The 16,616-nt window shown below is 38.4% G+C and carries 20 protein-coding genes; 15 read left to right on the forward strand and 5 right to left on the reverse strand.

Going from position 1 to position 16,616, the window contains the following annotated elements:
• Positions 1–9 precede the first annotated feature (9 nt).
• Positions 10–1,071 (reverse strand): DUF3810 domain-containing protein, encoded by a 1,062-nt coding sequence (locus GR160_RS03725; RefSeq protein WP_160748482.1) that lies wholly within the window; start codon positions 1,069–1,071, stop codon positions 10–12.
• A 184-nt stretch (positions 1,072–1,255) separates the two neighbouring features.
• Between GR160_RS03725 and glmM the strand changes: the two genes are divergently transcribed.
• Together glmM and def are read left to right on the forward strand one after the other, a co-directional pair.
• On the forward strand, positions 1,256–2,644 hold the full coding sequence (glmM, locus tag GR160_RS03730) for a phosphoglucosamine mutase (RefSeq protein WP_160748483.1): 1,389 nt from the start codon (positions 1,256–1,258) through the stop codon (positions 2,642–2,644).
• Positions 2,644–3,294: a peptide deformylase gene (def, locus tag GR160_RS03735; protein WP_160748484.1), complete on the forward strand. Its 651-nt coding sequence runs from the start codon at positions 2,644–2,646 to the stop codon at positions 3,292–3,294. The genes glmM and def overlap by 1 nt, the downstream gene beginning before the upstream one ends.
• 88 nt (positions 3,295–3,382) lie before the next feature.
• Here def and GR160_RS03740 read toward each other — a convergent pair whose 3' ends face one another.
• Together GR160_RS03740 and GR160_RS03745 are read right to left on the reverse strand one after the other, a co-directional pair.
• Complete coding sequence (locus GR160_RS03740) at positions 3,383–4,099, reverse strand: ThiF family adenylyltransferase (protein ID WP_160748485.1); 717 nt, start codon at positions 4,097–4,099, stop codon at positions 3,383–3,385.
• Positions 4,074–4,736, reverse strand: coding sequence for a TatD family hydrolase (locus GR160_RS03745; protein ID WP_160748486.1), 663 nt, complete (start codon positions 4,734–4,736; stop codon positions 4,074–4,076). Before GR160_RS03745 ends, GR160_RS03740 begins: the two co-directional genes overlap by 26 nt.
• A 194-nt stretch (positions 4,737–4,930) precedes the next feature.
• Between GR160_RS03745 and GR160_RS03750 the strand changes: the two genes are divergently transcribed.
• The 4 genes from GR160_RS03750 to GR160_RS03765 all read left to right on the forward strand — a co-directional run bounded on the left by GR160_RS03750 (position 4,931) and on the right by GR160_RS03765 (position 7,983).
• Complete coding sequence (locus GR160_RS03750) at positions 4,931–5,254, forward strand: LysM domain-containing protein (protein ID WP_160748487.1); 324 nt, start codon at positions 4,931–4,933, stop codon at positions 5,252–5,254.
• A 100-nt stretch (positions 5,255–5,354) separates the two neighbouring features.
• Positions 5,355–7,268, forward strand: coding sequence for a LysM peptidoglycan-binding domain-containing protein (locus GR160_RS03755; RefSeq protein WP_160748488.1), 1,914 nt, complete (start codon positions 5,355–5,357; stop codon positions 7,266–7,268).
• A 4-nt stretch (positions 7,269–7,272) separates the two neighbouring features.
• The gene (locus GR160_RS03760; RefSeq protein ID WP_160748489.1) at positions 7,273–7,671 is read left to right on the forward strand and encodes an OsmC family protein; all 399 of its coding nucleotides are present in this window, start codon (positions 7,273–7,275) and stop codon (positions 7,669–7,671) included.
• Between the two features lie 75 nt (positions 7,672–7,746).
• Positions 7,747–7,983: a DUF3820 family protein gene (locus tag GR160_RS03765; protein ID WP_160748490.1), complete on the forward strand. Its 237-nt coding sequence runs from the start codon at positions 7,747–7,749 to the stop codon at positions 7,981–7,983.
• Positions 7,984–7,993: 10 nt separating this feature from the next.
• Here the strand turns inward: GR160_RS03765 and GR160_RS03770 are convergent, their stop codons facing one another.
• Together GR160_RS03770 and GR160_RS03775 are read right to left on the reverse strand one after the other, a co-directional pair.
• Positions 7,994–9,148 carry a class I SAM-dependent RNA methyltransferase gene (locus tag GR160_RS03770; RefSeq protein ID WP_202390701.1) on the reverse strand — a complete coding sequence of 385 codons (1,155 nt, stop codon included), beginning with the start codon at positions 9,146–9,148 and terminating at the stop codon, positions 7,994–7,996.
• A 165-nt stretch (positions 9,149–9,313) separates the two neighbouring features.
• Entirely contained in the window at positions 9,314–9,799 is a 486-nt protein-coding gene (locus GR160_RS03775; protein WP_160748491.1) for a DUF1269 domain-containing protein, read from the reverse strand.
• A 182-nt stretch (positions 9,800–9,981) separates the two neighbouring features.
• Between GR160_RS03775 and GR160_RS03780 the strand changes: the two genes are divergently transcribed.
• From GR160_RS03780 to GR160_RS03820, 9 genes are all read left to right on the forward strand, one after another.
• Positions 9,982–10,710 carry a bifunctional 2-polyprenyl-6-hydroxyphenol methylase/3-demethylubiquinol 3-O-methyltransferase UbiG gene (locus tag GR160_RS03780; protein WP_160748492.1) on the forward strand — a complete coding sequence of 243 codons (729 nt, stop codon included), beginning with the start codon at positions 9,982–9,984 and terminating at the stop codon, positions 10,708–10,710.
• Between the two features lie 4 nt (positions 10,711–10,714).
• Positions 10,715–11,437 carry a ZIP family metal transporter gene (locus tag GR160_RS03785; RefSeq protein WP_160748493.1) on the forward strand — a complete coding sequence of 241 codons (723 nt, stop codon included), beginning with the start codon at positions 10,715–10,717 and terminating at the stop codon, positions 11,435–11,437.
• Between the two features lie 20 nt (positions 11,438–11,457).
• Positions 11,458–12,273 carry an N-acetylmuramic acid 6-phosphate etherase gene (murQ, locus tag GR160_RS03790; protein WP_160748494.1) on the forward strand — a complete coding sequence of 272 codons (816 nt, stop codon included), beginning with the start codon at positions 11,458–11,460 and terminating at the stop codon, positions 12,271–12,273.
• Positions 12,260–12,481, forward strand: coding sequence for a DUF6095 family protein (locus tag GR160_RS03795; protein WP_160748495.1), 222 nt, complete (start codon positions 12,260–12,262; stop codon positions 12,479–12,481). The genes murQ and GR160_RS03795 overlap by 14 nt, the downstream gene beginning before the upstream one ends.
• Before the next feature lie 5 nt (positions 12,482–12,486).
• Positions 12,487–13,062, forward strand: a complete 576-nt coding sequence (locus tag GR160_RS03800) for a DUF1572 family protein (protein ID WP_160748496.1) — start codon at positions 12,487–12,489, stop codon at positions 13,060–13,062.
• A complete protein-coding gene (locus tag GR160_RS03805; protein ID WP_160748497.1) occupies positions 13,059–13,433 on the forward strand; it encodes a DNA topoisomerase IV in 375 nt (124 codons plus the stop codon). Before GR160_RS03800 ends, GR160_RS03805 begins: the two co-directional genes overlap by 4 nt.
• A 120-nt stretch (positions 13,434–13,553) precedes the next feature.
• Entirely contained in the window at positions 13,554–14,801 is a 1,248-nt protein-coding gene (locus tag GR160_RS03810; RefSeq protein WP_160748498.1) for a T9SS type A sorting domain-containing protein, read from the forward strand.
• Between the two features lie 54 nt (positions 14,802–14,855).
• Complete coding sequence (gene dnaX / locus GR160_RS03815) at positions 14,856–15,941, forward strand: DNA polymerase III subunit gamma/tau (RefSeq protein WP_160748499.1); 1,086 nt, start codon at positions 14,856–14,858, stop codon at positions 15,939–15,941.
• A gap of 218 nt (positions 15,942–16,159) precedes the next feature.
• Positions 16,160–16,588, forward strand: a complete 429-nt coding sequence (locus GR160_RS03820) for a hypothetical protein (protein WP_202390702.1) — start codon at positions 16,160–16,162, stop codon at positions 16,586–16,588.
• Positions 16,589–16,616: the final 28 nt, after the last annotated feature.

A 16,616-nucleotide genomic window follows, 5' to 3' on the forward strand; every position in this document is an offset into this window, starting at 1 on the left:
TACAGCAGTTTACAAATTTTTGTCTTTATAATAGTTAACCATAAGCCCAACAAATTTACTGTAGCTCTCAATTCCGTCTTTTTGTTTGTTGATCTTTAGGTAATTATCGTAAATGTATTTAAAAATATCTTCTATAAAAGATTCGTATTTTTTATTAAAATCTTCGCTCTCTTTAAAGTTCTTACGGATACCTTTATTGATTAACGGAGCCAGTTTTTTAGCTTCTTTCTCGTCTATCTTAGCAATATTGCGCAAACAGTATTTTAAAGCAAACGAATATCCTGAGTACTGAAAATAAATATCTTTATTTTTTATGGAAGCCATAAAGCCAATAAAATTAGCTTCGCTTTCGTTGGCAAAGCCTATTTGATGCGCCATTTCATGACAGGTGGTTGTAGGGAGGTTGTATAAAGGCAATTTATTGTTTACCTGTGCCTCGTTGGTAAACGGGTTAAGATAGCCACCAAATCCCATATAAGATAGTGGCAAACTTATAAGCGACGATTTTATGCTTTCGTGGCTGTAACCAAAATAGGGGTATTGCTGTTGTAATGAGTTATATCCGTTTACAGAGCCTGTGTATATTTGAGAAACAGTATAGGGTATAACTACCTTTACAGTATCATTGTGTGTAATTTGCAGGTGCAGGGCATTGGTTTTAGTGATCAGCTTTTTTGTAAAATCAGTAAGCTCGGTAAGTGTATATTCTTTTTCGATACCCATTTTTTTATACAACGGAACCCGGCTGTAGTTGAATGCCCAAAGTGCATTGAACAAAAAATATACTACAGATAGTGCCGCTGCTATACTGATAAGGTTATTTTTATATTCTTTTTTCCAGGTTTTACGGCGTTTCCACAACCATCGCAATCCTGTAAAAACTACTATGCCATATATAATGTCGCCAACAGAAAACCCAACCCAGCCCAACAAAATTCTTGAAAAGGCAGCGATGTAAGGATAAATGCCATTGCTGTACCAACGCTCTGTAAACTCAGGAAAAAAAGAAAGCAGTTTGACAAATATTATTTGTACTATAAAAAACAGGGCCAGTAGTTTCTTTTTCTTCATTGTTGCGGTTAAAAGCATGATGACTGTAAATATAAGCAGTATTTTTAAATGAGAAATCATTTAAGGACGTGCGCAGACTGATTTGCAGTAACTAAAATTAAGTATAGCAGAAACCTGATGTACAGGGTTACAATCTGTACTACTAATCCTTATATTTGTTACTCTTAAATAAATGCGTAATTAAATGACACTAATTAAATCGATATCAGGAATAAGAGGAACAATTGGCGGTAACACCGGTGATAACCTTACTCCTGTAGATGCGGTAAAATTCGCCTCGGCCTATGGTACCTGGCTTAAAAATAATTCAGATAAAGAAAAACTAACGGTTGTTATAGGTCGTGATGCCCGTATTTCAGGCCCCATGATACACAACCTTGTGGCTAATACGCTTATTGGCCTTGGCATAAACGTTATAGACCTTGGTCTTAGCACAACGCCTACCGTAGAGGTTGCTGTGCCACTTGAAAAGGCTGACGGAGGTATTATTCTTACCGCAAGCCATAACCCAAAGCAATGGAATGCCCTGAAGCTTTTGAATGAAAAAGGAGAGTTCCTTAGCGGAGAGAACGGTGCCGTAATACTGGAAATTGCTGAAGACGAAGCTTTTGATTTTGCCGATGTAGACAGCCTTGGAGAAATTACAGAGAACGATGCTTATATGGACATTCATATTGATGAAGTGCTTAACCTGCCATTAGTAGATGTAGATGCTGTAAAAGCTGCTAAATTTAAAGTAGTGGTAGACGGGGTCAACTCGTCCGGAGGTATTATAATACCTAAATTGCTGGAGCAAATGGGAGTAGAGGTAGTGCGTTTATATTGCGAACCCAACGGTCATTTTCCGCACAATCCTGAGCCCTTAAAAGAACATCTTGGAGATATATCTAAACTTGTTGTAGAAGAAAAAGCCGATTTTGGTATTGTAGTAGACCCTGATGTGGACCGTCTTGCGTTTATTAGCAATGATGGCGAAATGTTTGGAGAAGAATATACGCTTGTTGCCTGTGCAGATTATGTATTGAGCCAAACTCCGGGCAATACAGTAAGCAATATGTCGTCTTCCCGCGCACTGCGCGATATTACCCAAAAGCATGGAGGTATCTATGAGGCAAGTGCCGTAGGAGAGGTTAATGTTGTTGAGCTTATGAAAAAAAATAATGCCATTATAGGTGGCGAAGGTAATGGCGGCATTATTTACCCAGAGCTTCATTACGGACGCGATGCACTTGTGGGGGTAGCTTTGTTCCTTACCTATCTTGCCGGGCAAAACACTACGGTGGCTCAGCTTAGGGCGTCATATCCTCAATACTACATGAGCAAAAATAAAATTGAGCTTACTCCTCAAATAGATGTAGATGCTATATTAGAAGCCATGGCAGCAAAGTACAATAACGAACAAATATCTGTAGTAGATGGAGTAAAGGTAGACTTTGCTGAAGAGTGGGTACACCTTCGCAAGTCAAATACAGAGCCTATAATAAGGATATATACCGAAGCACAAACTCAGGTTAAAGCAGATGAGCTTGCGGTTCGCATAATCAACGAAATTAAAGAAGTGGCAGGTATATAATGAAAAAGGTATTATTTGTAACGCTGGCTTTTATTGCAACAGCTAATTTTTATGCACAAAAAATGAACGAAACGGAAAAAGCACTTATAACATCGGGCGATAAAAAAACGCCTTTGAGGGTATTACAGGTTACTGATCCGTCCGATCTTAAAGTGCTGCAAACTGTTTCGACAAATATAGATATTAAAGATGAGCTGTTGCCTCAGCTAACCCAGCGCATGCTTGCAACAGTAAAAGACCCGGCTAATCCAGGAGTGGGCATTGCAGCTCCGCAAATTGGAATTAACCGGAATGTTATATGGGTGCAGCGATTTGATAAACCCGGAGAACCTTTTGAGGTATATCTAAATCCGAAAATTACATGGAGGTCATCTTTATTGAGAAAGGGTACTGAAGGCTGTCTTTCTATTCCGGAGATAAGGGGTGACGTAATGCGTAACTATACTATAAAGATTACCTATTTTAGCCCGGATGGTAAATTTCACGATGAAATAGTTGAGGGCTTTACAGCGGTTATCTTTCAGCATGAGCATGACCATTTAATTGGTATTTTGTTTACCGACAGGCTTTCGCAACAGGAAAAAGTACCTTATTCGCCTATTAACGATGAAGTGAATCTTTTTTTAGAAAGAAAACTTAAAAGGCAGTAAATAATTAGAGAGTATCACATTTATAATAATGCAAAAGCCGTATAGTCTTACAAACTGTACGGCTTTTGTTATTTGCATAAGGCGTTATTTATTTACCTATAAGGTGCTTAACAACAGTTTCTGCTGCATGAAGCCCAAACAGGGCAGGCATCCAACTATTAGTGCCAAAAAAAGATTTTTTAAAGTTAGTACCGTCGGTCATTTTAAGGCTTGACTGGTCTGGTGCTTCCACCGAATAAACTGCTTTTACGCCTTTAGAAATGCCTTCTTTTTTAAGACGCTTGCGCACTGTTTTTGCTAATGGGCAAACATCTGTTTTACTTATATCGCTAACACGCACTTTAGAGGCTTCATATTTACCACCTGCCCCCATGTTGCTGATAATTTTTACTTTTTTTCGCTTTGCCGATATTATAAGATTAAGTTTAGGTGTAATACTGTCTATACAGTCTAAAACATAATCAAATTCTTCGGTAACCAGTTCATAAGCCCTTTCAGGCGAAAGAAATTCCTGTACACGTGTAAGGTTTAGCTCAGGATTAATATCCATAAGCCTGTCACCAACAATTGTTATTTTAGGCTGTCCCACAGTACTGTGCAGCGCAGGAAGCTGTCTGTTTACATTGGTAATATCCACAACGTCTCCGTCTACAATTGTCATGTTTCCCACACCTGCGCGTGCCAAAAACTCGGCGGCAAAAGAGCCAACCCCACCAAGACCCACAACCATTACATGAGCATTTTTTAATTTTTCAAGACCTTCTTTTTTAAATAAAAGTTCAGCCCTTTCCTGCCATACCGCCATTTTTAAATACTGTTTTAAAATTATCTCCCACTATTAATGTGAGTTCATCTATAATTATATTTCGTGCCTCTGCTGCTTTTTCATACACCTGCACAATGCTTTCTTCTATAGTGTCGGTTTCTAAAAAAAATCTTACCTGCGGCACATTTGCAAATACATCTCCCAATTCAGGATTGCGTAGCAAATATTTGCCAAAGCTCAGGTAAAAACCATTATTAAGTAATTGTTTTGCTACCTGGCCATTCTTACTAAACCCATGTATTACTAAAGGAACATTAGGCTTTAATTTGTTTTTTATTTCTATTAATTCCTGAAAAGCAGCCACAAGATGCAAAATTACAGGTTTTTGGTATTTTATGGCAAGCAAAAGTTGTTTTTCAAAAATTTCTGTCTGCAATTGTAACGGAATTTCAATACGCTTATCAAGTCCGCATTCGCCAAGAGCAAGGCAATTATCCATTTGCAGGCGTTTTTCTATTATTGCTAAATGCTCTTCAATCTTATCAGCATCTATATGCCATGGATGGATACCTGTTGAAAAAAAAGGCACATCTATTTCCTCATAAGGATAGCGGTTTATTATTTCGAATACATCAGGATTGCCTGATGCTGCGTGTGTATGGAGATTGAACATCATTTTTAAGACTTGAGCTATATTAAAAAAAGGTTAGGTTCTATTACTATGCGTTTTTTCCTATTAATTGAAATTATTAACAAGAAAAGCTTTATTTGTTGATAATTAGCATGTTAAAAAATGTAAATAGTTAATTTTTAAATAAATTTTAGTTTAAATTGCACATGCTATTTACCAACAAATTAAACCCCAAAATTATGAAAAAGAAACTGTTATTTTTCTTAGCAGCCATGTTTTGCTTTGTCTATGCCAATGCGCAGGTAGCCGATAATGAAGGGCCAAAAAGTGATAACCTTGTTACACACAAGGTAGAGATGGGAGAAACCGTAATGCTTATTGCTAAAAAATACAGGATTAAGCCTACTGATATTTATGACTTTAACCCGGATGCAGTGAATGGTATTGCTTATAATACAGTTTTGCAAATTCCGGCAGACAGGAAGTATGTGCCAAAATCTAAAAAGAATAAGCAGGACGATGATAACCAGATCAGTCAGGACGCAACAGCAACAAAAGAGTAAGAATTTTTTTGTTTTAACTTAAAATTATAGGGTTATTATATGTTTAAAGCCGCTACAAAAACTAACTTTGTAGCGGCTTTAATTTTGTTAAAAATATATCATGAAGTACATTTTAATTTTATTCTTTTCGCTCTCACTTTATTCTGCTGCTTATGCACAGGAAAACAAAAAACATAAAGTTTTAAAAGGGGAGACAGTACTAAGTATTGCTAAGCAATATAAGGTTACACCTCATGATATTTACCGCCTTAATCCGGATGCTAAAAACGGGTTAAAGACAGATAGTGTACTCTTAATACCCGTAAATCCGCCGAAACCGCTGCCTGCTAATGCCTCGGCTCCTAAAGAACCAGCTACAAAGCTTGCAAACAAAACACACGAGGTTGCTGCCGGAGAGACTCTTTTTAGTATCGCAAAAAAATATAAAGTTACTGTTGCCGACCTTGAAAAAGCAAATGCAGCTGTTTTAACCAATGGGGTTAAAGCAGGGCAGGAGCTCATTATACCTGTAAAAGGAAGTGGTGTGGCTGCCCAGGCTCAAACAGCACAAACACAACAGGCAAAAAAGGGTGAGGCCTCTTATATGTTCTATACCGTAGCTGCCGGAGATACTAAATATGGCATAGCAAAAAAATATGGTATGACGGTTCAGTTGCTTGAAGAGCTTAACCCGGAGGTTAAAGACACTTTACCTTTAGGATTTAAATTAAAACTGGCTAAAGATGCTGTGGTTGAAAAGGCTGCACAACCGGAAACTGCTGCTACTGCAGAGGCTGCAAAATATATATATCATGTTGTGGAAGCCAAAGAGACATTATATAGCTTAACTAAAGACACAGGGCTGACCGAAGAGCAACTTATTGCCCTTAATCCGGAGTTAAAAGATGGTGTTAAGGAAGGGATGAAGATTAAAGCCCCGGCAGGTTCGGGTTGGACTATTTATCCCCCAAAATCTGCTGTTGTGGATCTGTCAAGATCGTATAACAAAGCTAACAGCAAAGAGTTGTCGTTGTTGTTGCCTTTCAATCTTTATCGTTTAGAGACAGATACTATAAAATCAAAACTTCTTCGCACAGATAAATTTTTAAATCTTACACTCGATTTCTATGCAGGTGCACTTATTGCAATAGATTCAGCCAAAACTTTAGGATTACCGCTGAAAGTTAAAATATTAGATGCAAAAGAAACTTCTAAAACATCTGATGTAGCCACACTAAAAAATAATCTTACTACAAGTAATGCTGTTATAGGCCCATTTTTTCAGGCAAATGCCGAGAGTGCAGCAGCTCTGTTGCCGGGCATACCCGTAATATCGCCTATGGCAAAAGAGAGCGGAAGGTTTTTTAATAACCTGTATCTAAGTATACCGGGCGATGAAACTATGCGTCTTTCACTACTTGAATATCTAAAAACAAAACAGGGTAATGTTATTGCCATAGTTGATAAAAAGAAAACCAGCTCCAGAGAGTTTATCAAGGCAAACTACCCGGAAGTTCGTTTTGTTGAAGGAATTACCGGAGATGGCATAAGAGCATTACTCGTTAAAGATAAAGTTAACTATGTAATTTTAGATACTGAAGCATTAAGCTCTGTTACGGGTACTACAAAATTGCTTGAAGAAGCTTTAATTGATTTTAATATACAGCTTGCAGTACTTGATAAAAATGAAAAGTATGATAACGATGAGGTGCCTATTACAAGGCTTACTAAGTTAAAAATGCTTTATCCATCGTTAACAAGAGATGGAGATACTCCGCAATCATTACTTTTTACAAAAATATTCAGGCAAAAAAATGGTTATAATCCGTCCCAATATGCAGTTCGTGGTTTTGATGTAACATTTGACGTAATACAGCGCCTGTTTCAAAAAGAAAGTTTTGAATCTATGACCCCAATGACATCTGCCCAGGTAGAGAATAAATTTTCTTATGCAACGGTAAATGGAGGTAATTATAATACAGGGGTTTTTATCATGCAATATGAAGAAGGCCCGACAGTAAAAGAAGCACAATAATAGTATGACATCTAAAGTAACTTATCTTGGCGATCTAAGAACATCGTCAATACACCTGCAATCCGGCAGCGAAATAATATCTGATGCGCCGGTAGATAATAACGGTAAAGGTGAAGCATTTTCACCAACCGATACTGTTGCTAATGCCCTTGCAAGCTGTATGCTTACCGTTATGGGGATAAAAGCACGTGATATGGGAGTGGCACTTGAAGGAACTGTTGCAGAAGTAACCAAGATCATGCAGGCTGAACCCAGAAAAATATCAGGAATAAAAGTTCGTTTTATAATGAAAAGTGATGCCGATGCTAAAGCAAGAACGATACTTGAGCGTACTGCTTTAACATGTCCGGTTCATCTTAGTTTACATCCGGATATTGAGAAAGATGTAACTTTTGAGTGGTAACTATCTCCATAAAACAGGTTGCGGAATAATTTAGAATCTGTAACCTGTATCTTTTTAACCCTGAAACTTCTTAGCTTGGACGAGCAACAACAATTTCTTATAAAACTTGCCCATACAAAAATGCCCTTTGGCAAATATGAGGGACGTTATTTGATTGACCTGCCAGAATATTATGTAGTATGGTACCATAATAAAGGCTTTCCAAAAGGAGTTCTTGGTCAGCAATTACAATTGGTATATGAGCTAAAGCTTAACGGGCTTGAAAGCCTTATCCGTAATATTAAAGATAAGTATCCTAAAGGGTCAATTTAAAACTGTAATGTTAGTTTTGAAACTTGGCCTTTTTACTGCCTTCATACATTTCATATTTTACAAAACGTGTTTCGAGCTTACCGTTAAACAGCTTTATTTTGCGTGATGGCTTTAGTCCAACAAATTTAAGAGCCTCTATATTTGCAGTTATAAACCATGCATTAGTACCAGGATAGCTTTGTTTTAAGGTATCGCCAATTTCGCGGTAAAAACGTTCAAGATCTATATCAAGCCTTTCTCCGTAAGGAGGGTTGAACACCATGTGCAGTGGCCCACGGGTTTCTTTTTCGGTCTTAAAAAAGTTTTCCTGTACTATGGTTACATAATCGTCAAGGTTAGCATTTTTTATGTTGTCCTTTGCCTTGATAACAGCCGATGGAGCTTTGTCATATCCTTTAATTGTGTAATGAAACTCGCGCACCCTGCTCATTAATGAATCTACTATCTTATCGAAAAGGTCATTGTCCCAGTCGTTCCACTTTTCAAAAGCAAATTCTTTACGGTTAAGGTTTGGCGGAATATTGCAGGCAATCATTGCAGCTTCAGCAAGTATAGTGCCACTGCCACACATAGGGTCTAAAAAGTCTCCCTGTCCGTCCCAACCGCTAAGCAATAGCATTCCGGCAGCAAGAACCTCATTTACGGGTGCAATATTGGTAGCTGTACGGTATCCACGCTGATTTAATGGCCCACCACTACTATCTAAAGCTATGGAACACTGGTCGTTAAATATGTGCAGGTTTATGCGCAGATCCGGAAAATCTTTGTCTATGTTGGGGCGTTTACCGTAGCGGTCTCTAAACTGGTCTACAACAGCATCTTTGGTTTTTAAAGCTACAAATTGTGAATGGTTAAAATATTCGCTGTGCAGCGTAACATCTACCACAAAACTTTGGTTGGCATTTAAATAATCGCTCCAGTCTATGGCCTGTATGCCTTTGTATAGTGTATGCTCGTTGTGCGCACGGAAAGAGTGTATTGGCTTTAAAATTTTAAGTGCAGTGCGCAGTGCCAGATTAGCTTTGTACATAAAACCTTTATCTCCAACAAAGCTTACCATTCTTACGCCCTGCTGCACATCCTGTGCGCCCAGTAATTGTAACTCTTTAGCTAATATCTCTTCGAAACCAAAAAAAGTTTTGGCTATCATTTTAAAATTCTCCATGCGCTGTATAATTTTTGCATTTAAAATAATGCGGCTGCAAAGTTACAAATAATTAGCGGGTATAGTTTAGTGAACTTAATAAGTTTGTTACCCTGCCTTTGATTACTTTAAACATAAAAACCTGCCCAAAGTTGGACAGGTTTACTATTTTTAGCAAGGGTTTTACTATTCGTAAAACTCTATGTGCAGGTTTTCTGTATGTAAAATATTTTTAGCTTTTTGTATCTCATCTGCGTCTCCGGCAACTACAAGTACAAATTTACCAGCCTCAATATGGTTTTTAATGTTCTCAATGTGGTCGTCTTTTGTAAGATATTTGGCAAGACCGGAAACAAGCCCTCCACCAATAATACCCGTCTCGGCACCGGCAAAAGCACCTACAAGCGCACCTGCGCCATAAAGAACCCCAAGCCCCGGAATTGCAAACAGCCCTATGCCGGTAAGTAAGCCCAGAACCGTGCCGGCTCCAATGCCAATATAGGCAGGAATATTAGTAACCTTGTCAGTTTCATCAAGATGTACGTGATCTTTGTCCATTCCCGCTTTACCTATAAGCGATACGTCATCCATTGGGAAATCCTGTTCTTTTAGTTTTTTTAGAGCTTCTACAGCATCTTTATGCGAATTGAATATCGCTACCTGTTGTTCCATAATGTTTGTGTTGTTAAATATTTGGTATGAAATTCAAATTTACGATTTGACACTAATAAAAACTACAAACCGCTAAGAATTTAATTAACATTTAACCCCGTTATTATTAATATAATTTAATGATAGCTAACCACTGATTTAGCTTTAAAATAGCCTAAATTTGCAGGTACATTTTACAAAATATGCAAGAAGAATCGAAATGGTATGCTTCGTGGTTTGACACGCCGTATTATCATATACTTTATAAAGACCGTGACTATGAAGAGGCTCAGCTTTTTATGGATAATCTTACAGGTTATCTTAATTTGCCTGATAATGCCAAAATTTTAGACCTTGCCTGTGGCAAAGGCCGCCATTCTATTTATCTTAATAAGTTAGGGTATGATATTACCGGCGCCGATCTTAGCGAGAACAGCATTGCGCAGGCAAAGCAGCATACAAACGATACACTGCATTTTGAAGTTCACGACATGCGTGAGCCTTTCGAACAAAAATTTGATGCTGTATTTAACCTGTTTACCAGCTTTGGATATTTTGAAAACGAGAGCGACAACCTGACTACTCTAAAGGCTATTAGCCAAAGCCTAAGCGAATATGGTTTTGGGGTTATTGATTTTATGAATGTAAAGAAAGTTATTGAAGATTTGGTGACGCAGGAAGTTAAAACCGTTGAGGGTATCGATTTTCATATTAAACGCTATTTTATAGATAATTACATTTATAAGGAAATAGATTTTGAAGATAAGGGACAGAAGTTCCATTTTACCGAAAGGGTAAAAGCACTTACGTTACAGGATTTTGAAAGCATGATGGATGAAGCCGGGATTTACCTGCTTGACACCTTTGGCGATTATAAACTTCGCAAGTTTTATAAAGAAGAGTCTGAGCGTTTAATAATGATCTTTAAATAAAAAGATGATATATTTATTACCCCTTTTATCAGTAGTTATAGGTTATATTATGGCACTGATATTAAAGCCTGAAAATCGTAAAAACCTTAAGCTGTTGCTTGCGTTTAGCGGTTCTTTTTTATTAGCGCTTACAGTATTGCATATTTTACCCGAAGTTTATGAGAGCACTCTGCATAGCCATGGCGAGGGACATGAACATGAGCATCTGCATAATAATTCTATCGGTTTGTATATTATGGCCGGGATTATTTTCCAGATCATTTTAGAGTATTTTTCTAAAGGGGCTGAGCATGGCCATGTACACATTCATAAACACGAACACGGTCATGAGCACGGCATGCCATGGCTTCTATTTATAAGCCTTTGCCTGCATGCGTTGTTAGAAGGCATGCCTGTAAGTCATCATCATGATATGGCCTGGGGAATTGCCATACACCATTTTCCTATAGCTATTATACTTACCGCATTCTTTATAAATTCAGGACTGAATAAAATAGCTGTAATGTTGTTCATGCTGGCCTTTGCTGCTATGACTCCGTTGGGAACATTATTGTCAGGGCAACTGGAGTGCGTGAGTCATTATTATACCGAGATTTCGGCAGTGGTTGTGGGTATATTATTCCATATATCATCTACCATTATCTTTGAGAGTGGCGAAAACCATAAATTTAACCTTGCCAAGCTTTTAGCTATTATACTTGGTGTAATTATGGCCTATTATCTTTAACTTTACCTAAAAGCTAAACCATGTCTTTTACCCGTATTACAGAACAGTCGTCTAAATATGAGCATCTTGAGGCCATGTCGGTTCGCGACTTGCTTACCAATATTAATAACGAAGATAAAACCGTACCGTTGGCTGTAGAAATGGCTTTGCCACAAATAGAAAGCCTGGTACAACAAATAGTTGAGCGCATGAAAATAGGTGGTCGCCTGTTTTACATAGGTGCAGGAACCAGTGGAAGGTTAGGGGTAGTAGACGCATCTGAATGTCCGCCAACTTTTGGGGTGTCGTTCGATATGGTAATAGGATTAATTGCGGGGGGTGATACAGCCATTAGACGTGCGGTAGAATTTGCTGAAGACGACCGCGAACAGGCCTGGAAAGACCTTGCCGATTATAATGTTAACAGTGCAGACACAGTTATAGGCATCGCTGCCAGTGGCAGTACGCCTTATGTTATTGGTGGGTTGGAACAATGCAATGCAAATAATATACTTACCGGTTGCATTACCTGTAATACAGGAAGCCCTCTTGCAGCTGTAGCACAATATCCTGTAGAAGTAGTTGTTGGGCCGGAGTTTGTTACCGGAAGCTCGCGCATGAAAGCCGGTACTGCTCAAAAGCTGGTATTGAATATGATTAGTACGGCTACAATGATACAGCTTGGACGTGTAAAAGGCAATAAAATGGTAGATATGCAGCTAAGTAACCATAAACTTGTTGGGCGTGGTGTGCAAATGATTGTAGATGAGCTGAATATTTCTCAGGAAGAAGCTGCTAAACTTTTAGAACAACATAAAAACGTGCGTAAAGCCATAGAAGCCTATGCCAACAAATAAAGTATTACTGCGAAAAGGAATAACCTATCTTAGTATTGCATTGCCGCTGCTTTTCATAGGCCCGGTGATAATCCACAGTTCGTTTAAAAATCAGGAACATCCGTTTTTTATTCCTGTACTTGGTGGCGGTATTATATTCTGTATAGCTGCCATAGCTTACATTTTTGTTGGATTGCGCACTATTATGCGCAGTCTTTTTAACGAATAATTGTTATGGAATCAGCTTATATTGAAAGTGTTAGAAAGCAGTTTTTGTATTACAAAACACTGGCTGATAAGGCAATAGCTCAATTAGAGCCTGAACAGCTTTTTTATTCTCACAACGAAGATACCAACAGTATCGCCCTGATTGTAAAACACATGGTGGGCAATATGCTATCGCGATGGACAGATTTTTTGACCAGTGACGGAGAGAAAGACTGGCGCAACCGCGATGCTGAATTTGAAGATCCTTATAATGATGTTGATTTTATGCTGCAGCAATGGGAACAGGCCTGGAATGTATTGTTTGATGCTCTTAATACCGTTACCCCCGAAAACCTGAACAGTATTATTTACATTCGTAACGAAGGTCACACAGTTGTTGAGGCTATAAACAGACAATTGGCTCACTATCCATATCATGTGGGGCAGATAGTTTTTTATGCCAAGCTTCTTAAAAATTCACCATGGCAAAGCCTGTCTATCCCCAAAAATAATTCAGCACAATACAACAGCGCTAAGTTTTCTCAGGAAAAACAAATACGCAATTTTACCGATTCAGAAATCAACAGGCTTAACAACCAATGAAAAAGATACTATTATTAATACCGTCATTTGTATTATTAACTTCCTGCTACCAACAGGAGCGCAATTGTGCCGATTTTAAAACCGGTAAGTTTCGTTTTGAGTATGAGATTAACGGACAAAAAAAAGAAACTGTTTTTGAACGATCCGAAACGCACGAGGTAGAAACTTTTGAAGGCAAAACCGATACCAGTACCGTAAGATGGATAAATGACTGCGAATATGTGCTGCAAAAAATAAATCCTAAAAATGCACAGGAGCGCAAAGCCGTACACATGAAAATACTGACCACAAAAGACAACTCTTATACTTTTGAATTCTCTATAGTGGGCGATACAAAAAAGCAAAAGGGAACAGTAACAAAAATAGAATAGGGTATCTAATTCCATTCAGCAAGAAAAATGTCCCGTTGGTTTTTAAAAGCATTAAAATCTTACAGAGCTTACAGGACATTACATAAATTTACATAGCAATTTTAAGTATAAAATAGGGCTATGAAAAAATACCTGATAAAATTTTGTTTACTGCTATTTATCAGCATTAGTGGGTATGCACAGTATGCAGATCCTAATTTTCCAATTCCTGCAACAGGCTATGGCAGCAATGGGCTTTACACTGTTGCTGTAGAATCTTTAGTGAACCTGAACTTTATAGGGCATCCAATAAAAGTATATCATCCGGCAGAGGTTACCACGGCTGTACCCACCATATTTTACAGTCATGCTTATGGCGGTACTGATCCTGAAAATATAATTGGAATACTCGAGTTTATAGCTAAAAAGGGTTATGCTGTAGTTTTTGTGCCTTATGCAACAGCAAATACTGTTACTATAGACGAACGCTATCAAACGCTTGTTAATGGTTTTGGGCGGGCTGCCACAAACTATCCTGATATAATAGATACTACAAGAGTTGGGTTTTTGGGACATTCGTTTGGTGGCGGTGCATCGTTTGGTATTTCACATCAGTTTTTTGAAGAGGGGTGGGGTACTAACGGACGTTTTATTTATGCGCTTGCCCAATGGTACAGCTATATAGATCCGGCTGATCTTACTACCTTTCCTGAGGATGTAAAAGTGCTTTTCGAGATATTTAATGATGATGATACTAACGACCATCGCATGGCAGTGGATATTTTTAACCGTATAAATACTCCTGCTGCAGAGAAAGATTTTCTGTTGGTGTCATCCTCTACAGTTAACGGTTATAATTATGTTGCCGATCATGTTTTGCCCAACACCGCAGCTGCTTATGATGCACTCGATTATTATGCTTATTATCGACTTCTGGATGCCCTTTGCGATTATACATTTAATGGAAATTTAGACGGTAAAAATGTTGCACTTGGTCACGGCAGTGTCGAACAGGTAACTATGCCACAGGGAATGGGCAATCTGCAACAATTAAACCAGCCAACAGTATCCTATCCGCAAGATCATTATCTATGGCGTTGTGATGATGAAATGAATCCAAGGGCAGAATTTTGTGATGATGTAACAGCTTCCACGCCTCCCTTTGTCCTAAACATTGTGAAACTTTACCCTAACCCGGTAAACAGTAGTTTAAGTATCGAAAAGATTGACAGTAAATCGTTAGATATAATTATCAGCAATAGTCTTGGACGTAGGATTTACCAGTATAATTTTGATAATAAGACAACAACCCTCGATGTAAGTAATTTAGAACGTGGAATTTATTTTATAAGCATTAACGGCATACTGCAAAAGTTTATGAAGTTGTAAACAGTGTGCCATAAAACCCACTAAAAATTTTATATTTGCAGTAAGCATTTATTTATGGAACAGTTTATTGTATCAGCCCGAAAGTACCGCCCACAAACCTTTAAGGATGTTGTTGGGCAGCAGGCTATTACCAATACACTGCTAAACGCCATAGATAATAACCACCTTGCCCAGGCATTGTTGTTTACAGGGCCGCGCGGTGTGGGCAAAACTACGTGCGCGCGAATTTTGGCACGAAAAATAAATCAGGAGGGGTATGACGATCCTTATGAAGATTTTGCCTTTAACGTGTTTGAACTCGATGCGGCATCAAACAACTCTGTAGATGATATTCGCAGCCTTATAGATCAGGTACGCATACCGCCACAAACAGGTAAATATAAAATATATATTATAGATGAGGTGCACATGCTTTCTCAGGCGGCATTTAATGCATTTCTTAAAACGCTCGAAGAACCGCCTAGGCATGCCATATTTATATTGGCTACGACCGAGAAACATAAGATCATACCTACCATACTTTCTCGTTGTCAGATATTCGACTTTAAGCGTATAACGGTTAAAGATGCTAAAAATCATCTTGCCGAAGTTGCCCGCAGTCAGGGAATAACTTTTGAAGATGATGCTCTCCATATTATTGCCCAAAAAGCTGATGGTGCTATGCGTGATGCCCTTTCTATTTTTGACAGGGTAGTGAGCTATTGTGGCACCAACCTTACAAGGCAGGCTGTTACAGAGAACCTTAACGTGCTTGACTACGAGTATTACATTAAGGTTACAGATCTTATTTTAGAGAATAAAATTCCTGATCTGTTACTGGCTTATAATGATATTTTAGCCAAAGGTTTTGACGGACACCATTTTATAGCAGGTCTTGCTTCTCATTTCAGGGATTTATTGGTATGCCAAAACCCTGCTACACTTGTACTGCTCGAAGCCGGAGAAGTAGCACAACAACTGTATGGTGTACAGGCACAAAAGGCCAGTCAGGACTTTTTACTGAAAAGTATTGATATTGCCAACGATTGCGATCTTAAGTATAAGGCCAGTCAAAATCAGCGTTTACTTGCCGAGCTTTGCTTAATGCAGCTTGCCTCTATCACTTTTGATGGAGAAAAAAAAAAGCTGACCAATTTATAATTCCGCCTCATTATTATAAAAATTTAGCTGCACCCATTGCCAAAGCGGTTGAGCAGCAAAATACAGCTACTTCAGTTTCAGAACCTGTTAAGCCTATAACACCTTTACCTGTCACTCAGCTTGAAGTAGAAACCCCTGAAGTGGTTAAGCCTCCTGTAAAACCACAGGAAAATAGTGGAGAAGTTAGAGTATCAGCTTTTTCACTATCAGGGTTGCGAATGAAACGTGAACTTGCCGAAAGCCAACGTGCTGCTGTTAAAACCTCAGATGAGCTTCCTCGTGAAGCTTTTAACGAGACTGACATGCGCCTGCAATGGAATAAATTTGCCCAACGCCTCAGCGACAGCGGGCAAAAAATTATGGCAACGTACATGCAAATAAACGATCCGGTATTGGATGCAGATGGTTTTACCATAAAGCTTGAACTGCCAAACTCAGGTAGTAAGGTAGATTTTGATAACAACAAGCTTGATCTGTTAGGTTATTTACGCGGCAAACTTCACAATCATGATATTGTTATAGAAGTTCATGTAAATGAAGTGGTTTCTACACGGCATGCGTTTACTCCGGAAGAGAAATACGAAAAACTTAAATCGATTAATCCGGCTGTAGAAACGCTAAGAAAAATGTTTGATCTGGATATATAATTTATGCAGATATTAAGGCTTAAAAATC

This window comes from Flavobacterium sp. Sd200, assembly GCF_009826935.1.
GTDB lineage: Bacteria > Bacteroidota > Bacteroidia > Flavobacteriales > Flavobacteriaceae > Flavobacterium.